At 61.6% G+C, this 3,410-nt stretch carries 4 protein-coding genes; all 4 read left to right on the top strand.

The window, feature by feature from the left end:
• The first annotated feature begins 79 nt into the window (after positions 1-79).
• The 4 genes from KVG87_RS25595 to KVG87_RS25580 are packed head-to-tail and all read left to right on the top strand — an operon-like array spanning position 80 to position 3,376.
• Entirely contained in the window at positions 80-598 is a 519-nt protein-coding gene (locus tag KVG87_RS25595) for a phage regulatory CII family protein (protein WP_108224732.1), read from the top strand.
• A complete protein-coding gene (locus tag KVG87_RS25590; protein ID WP_217853220.1) occupies positions 591-815 on the top strand; it encodes a TraR/DksA family transcriptional regulator in 225 nt (74 codons plus the stop codon). Before KVG87_RS25595 ends, KVG87_RS25590 begins: the two co-directional genes overlap by 8 nt.
• Positions 805-3,024: a VapE domain-containing protein gene (locus tag KVG87_RS25585; protein WP_217853218.1), complete on the top strand. Its 2,220-nt coding sequence runs from the start codon at positions 805-807 to the stop codon at positions 3,022-3,024. Before KVG87_RS25590 ends, KVG87_RS25585 begins: the two co-directional genes overlap by 11 nt.
• On the top strand, positions 3,017-3,376 hold the full coding sequence (locus KVG87_RS25580) for a PA0613 family protein (protein ID WP_186534173.1): 360 nt from the start codon (positions 3,017-3,019) through the stop codon (positions 3,374-3,376). The genes KVG87_RS25585 and KVG87_RS25580 overlap by 8 nt, the downstream gene beginning before the upstream one ends.
• The last annotated feature ends 34 nt before the right edge of the window (positions 3,377-3,410 follow it).

Here is a 3,410-nt window from a genome sequence, read left to right as displayed (position 1 = left end):
TTTGGGCCTCTCCAGACCACGCGGCAAATGTATCACCAACTTCTGTCGCGCGGCACTGGCAACTTTTAGGATTAATGCCATGAGCCGAATTGCTCTCAGTTCTCTGGAACGGGCGCAGCGGGAAATCCTGCCGCTCGATTTAGCGCTGTACCACGCTGCCCGCGATTATCCCGGCGGGGCCGCTGCCATCGCAGCCACCACTGGCCGTAACTCGACCACGTTGCAGCACAAGCTATCGCCAACCCACCCGAGCCACTCCATCAATATTCAGGAGTTTGGCGAGATCCTCGAACTGACCAAGGATCGCCGCATTCTCGATGCGGTGCACGCGCTGGTCGGTGACACGATCTGGCAGGAGCTGGCCGATACCTACACCAACGACATGCCCGAGACCCTGACCACCGGCATCGCCGAATACTTCCGTCAGGTCGCGGATCTCGCCGAGACCTGGGCCAAGAGCATCGGTGACGGTGTCGTCACTGATCAGGAACTGGCTGCGATTCGTCTGCAGGTGTTCCGAGGTATTCAAGGGCTGCTGGGGTTATTCAACCGCGCTACCTACGTCAACCAGACGACGCGAGGTGCTGATCGTGGCTGACATCGCCGATTTCGCTAACGACCTGGTGCAGGAACGCATCGATCAGGCCATGGCTGCGCGCAGCGCTGCCAAAGCCGAAAGCGCTGCCCATTCCTTGATGTTCTGTGAAGCGTGTGACGATCCGATTCCGGAAGCCCGTCGCCTGGCCTCACCGGGTTGCTCGCAGTGCATCAGTTGCCAATCCCTCTCTGAGCGGGGGATTCAGCATGCTCGATGAGGTCTTGGGCCAATTCGCCGATTACGGTCTGGAGCCAGCGCAACCACTGGTGTTCGGCAAGCTGACCCGCTGCAAGACATCGCAGGACAAGGGCAAGGAAAAGAACGGCTGGTACGTGGTCCACGAGCAGCGCACCGAGAAGGGCGACACCCTGATCTTCGGCGCCTTCGGTGATTGGCGTTCGGGCGAGACGCAGAAGATCAAGGTCAAGGCCGGTCGCATGTCGCCGGAAGAGCGTGAACTGATGCGCGCCCGCCAGGAAGAAGCCAAGCGCCGCGCCGCCGAAATCGCGAGTAACGCTGCGCGGCGGGCCGCGAAAAGGGCGCAGGGTTTATTCGAGCGCATGCCGACCACAGGCCGCAGCGACTACCTGGACCGCAAGCAGATCGTTGGCATCAATGTGCGATACGCGCCACGAACTGGTGCGGTACTGGTCCCAATGAAGAATGCCCGTGATCAGATTATGGGCCTGCAGGTGATCTTCCCGAACAAGCAGGAAGACACCGGCCGCGACAAATCCTACTGGCCTTACGGCATGGCGAAGGAGGGCACCTTTCACTTGCTCGGTCCGCACCCAGAGCCGGGTGAGCCGGTGCTGGTTTGTGAGGGCTACGCCACCGGCGCCAGCCTGCACATGGCGACCTCGCTCGCTGTGGCCGTGGCATTCGATGCGGGCAACCTGCTCGCCGTGTGTAAGGCCATGCGCGAGCGTTTTGCCGGCTGCCCGCTGATCATCTGCCGCGATGACGACTGGAAGACTGCCAAGCCTAATGGCGATGCCTGGAATCCTGGTGAGGAGAAAGCGAGTAATGCGGCCTTGATCGTCGGCGCCCAGGTGGTCGCGCCGATCTTCTCTGTCGAGCGTCACGACAAATGGACCGACTTCAACGACCTGCACGTCGCCGAAGGCCTCGACGCGGTGCGTCGACAAGTCCTCGCGGTGGTCCGTCCGCCCGCTGCCGGTGGCTGGAAAGATCAACTCGCCCGCAGTGAAAGCGGCGCCTTGATCGCGCACATGCAGAACGTGGAACTGATCCTCGCTCACGACGAGCGCTGGGCTGGCGTGATCAGCTACTGCGCCTTCAGTTCGAAGATCGTCAAGCTGCGGGCTGCTCCTTATGGCGGTTGTACCGGCGAGTGGGCTGACATCGACGACGTGCGCGTGATGAAGTGGCTCGCGCAGCAGTACAACCTGCGCGTGAAGTCCTCGCACGTGATCGAGGCCGTCAGCGTCGTGGCCCACGACCACGCCTTTCACCCGGTGCGTGAGTACTTGAAGAAACTCGAATGGGATCGTGTGCCGCGCCTGGAGCGGTGGCTGACCGATGTCATGGGCGTGAAGACAACGGACTACACGTCCAAGGTCGGCAAGCGCTGGATGATCTCGGCCGTGGCGCGGGTGATGAAGCCCGGCTGCAAGGCGGACTCGGTGATGATCCTCGAAGGCGTACAAGGCGCCGGTAAATCGACCGCCATGAGCGTGCTCGGCGGTGAGTGGTTCATGGATACGCCGTTTGCCCTCGGTGACAAGGACGGCTTCCAAGCGATCCGCGGCAAGTGGATCGTCGAGCTGGGCGAACTGGACAGTTTCAACAAGGCCGAGAGCACCAAGGCCAAGCAGTTCTTCTCGGCCTCGACCGACACCTATCGCGAAAGCTATGGCCGCAGAACGTTGGACGTGCCACGCCAGTGTGTTTTCGTCGGTACCACCAACCAGGACGAGTACCTCAAGGACGCCACCGGCAACCGCCGTTATTGGCCGGTGGCTTGTACCAAGGTCGACGTGGCACTGCTGCGCGAGATCCGCGACCAGCTCTGGGCCGAAGCGATGTTCTGCTTTGAGGCCGGCGACCTCTGGTGGGTAACGCGAGAGGAAGCGCCGATGTTCAGCGAGGAGCAGGACGAACGCTTTGTGGTGGACGAATGGGAAACGCCCATCCTGACCTGGCTTGAAGAGTCGCAGATCGGCGAGACCACTACCGGCAGTGAGGTGATGAGTCAGGCGCTCAAGCTCGATCCCGGTCATTGGGGTAAACCGGAGCAGATGCGTGTGGGAGCGATCCTGCATCGATTGGGGTGGCGACGGTTCCGTTTGGGTGCCTTGAGCAAGAGCGGCCAGCGGCCTTGGGCGTACAAGAAACCTGAGGGTTGGGGCAGGGCGCCTGCGCTGGAACAACCTGCGTTTGAGGAGCCTTGCTTCGATGATTAAAACGATCGATATGGCCCTTAAGCAATGGGCGCAGGAGCTGCACAGCGATGAGGTCGCCGCCGGTTACTCGGGCGGCAACATGGTCGCGATGATGATGGAAAGCGGTGGCCAGCTTGTGCGCGGAAGGCGCGGGAGCAGGGTGCCGCTGGAAGCCTCACTGGACATCGAGCGGATCGTCAAGAAACGCCTTGATCCCGAGCTGATGACGGTGGTCAAGGTGCACTACTTCCAGCCTGATGCGCCCTTGACTGCGCGTCTGGCTCAGAGTGGCTGCACACGCAACCTCTACTATCAACGCCTGCATGACGCCCACATCGTGGTCGAGCACTTCCTCCTGGGGGAAGCGGCTTGATCGTGGGCATTACTCTGGCTCACGCCGTCCCACT

The sequence above is a fragment of the Pseudomonas siliginis genome (assembly GCF_019145195.1).
Taxonomy (GTDB): Bacteria; Pseudomonadota; Gammaproteobacteria; order Pseudomonadales; family Pseudomonadaceae; genus Aquipseudomonas; species Aquipseudomonas siliginis.
The sequence above is the reverse complement of the archived record's forward strand: the minus strand, read 5'-3'. Positions and strand labels throughout refer to the sequence as shown.

Coding starts and splice junctions, on each gene's coding strand:
- KVG87_RS25595 (WP_108224732.1), top strand. CDS start 80: ATGAGCCGAATTGCTCTCAGTTCTCTGGAACGGGCGCAGCGGGAAATC.
- KVG87_RS25585 (WP_217853218.1), top strand. CDS start 805: ATGCTCGATGAGGTCTTGGGCCAATTCGCCGATTACGGTCTGGAGCCA.
- KVG87_RS25580 (WP_186534173.1), top strand. CDS start 3,017: ATGATTAAAACGATCGATATGGCCCTTAAGCAATGGGCGCAGGAGCTG.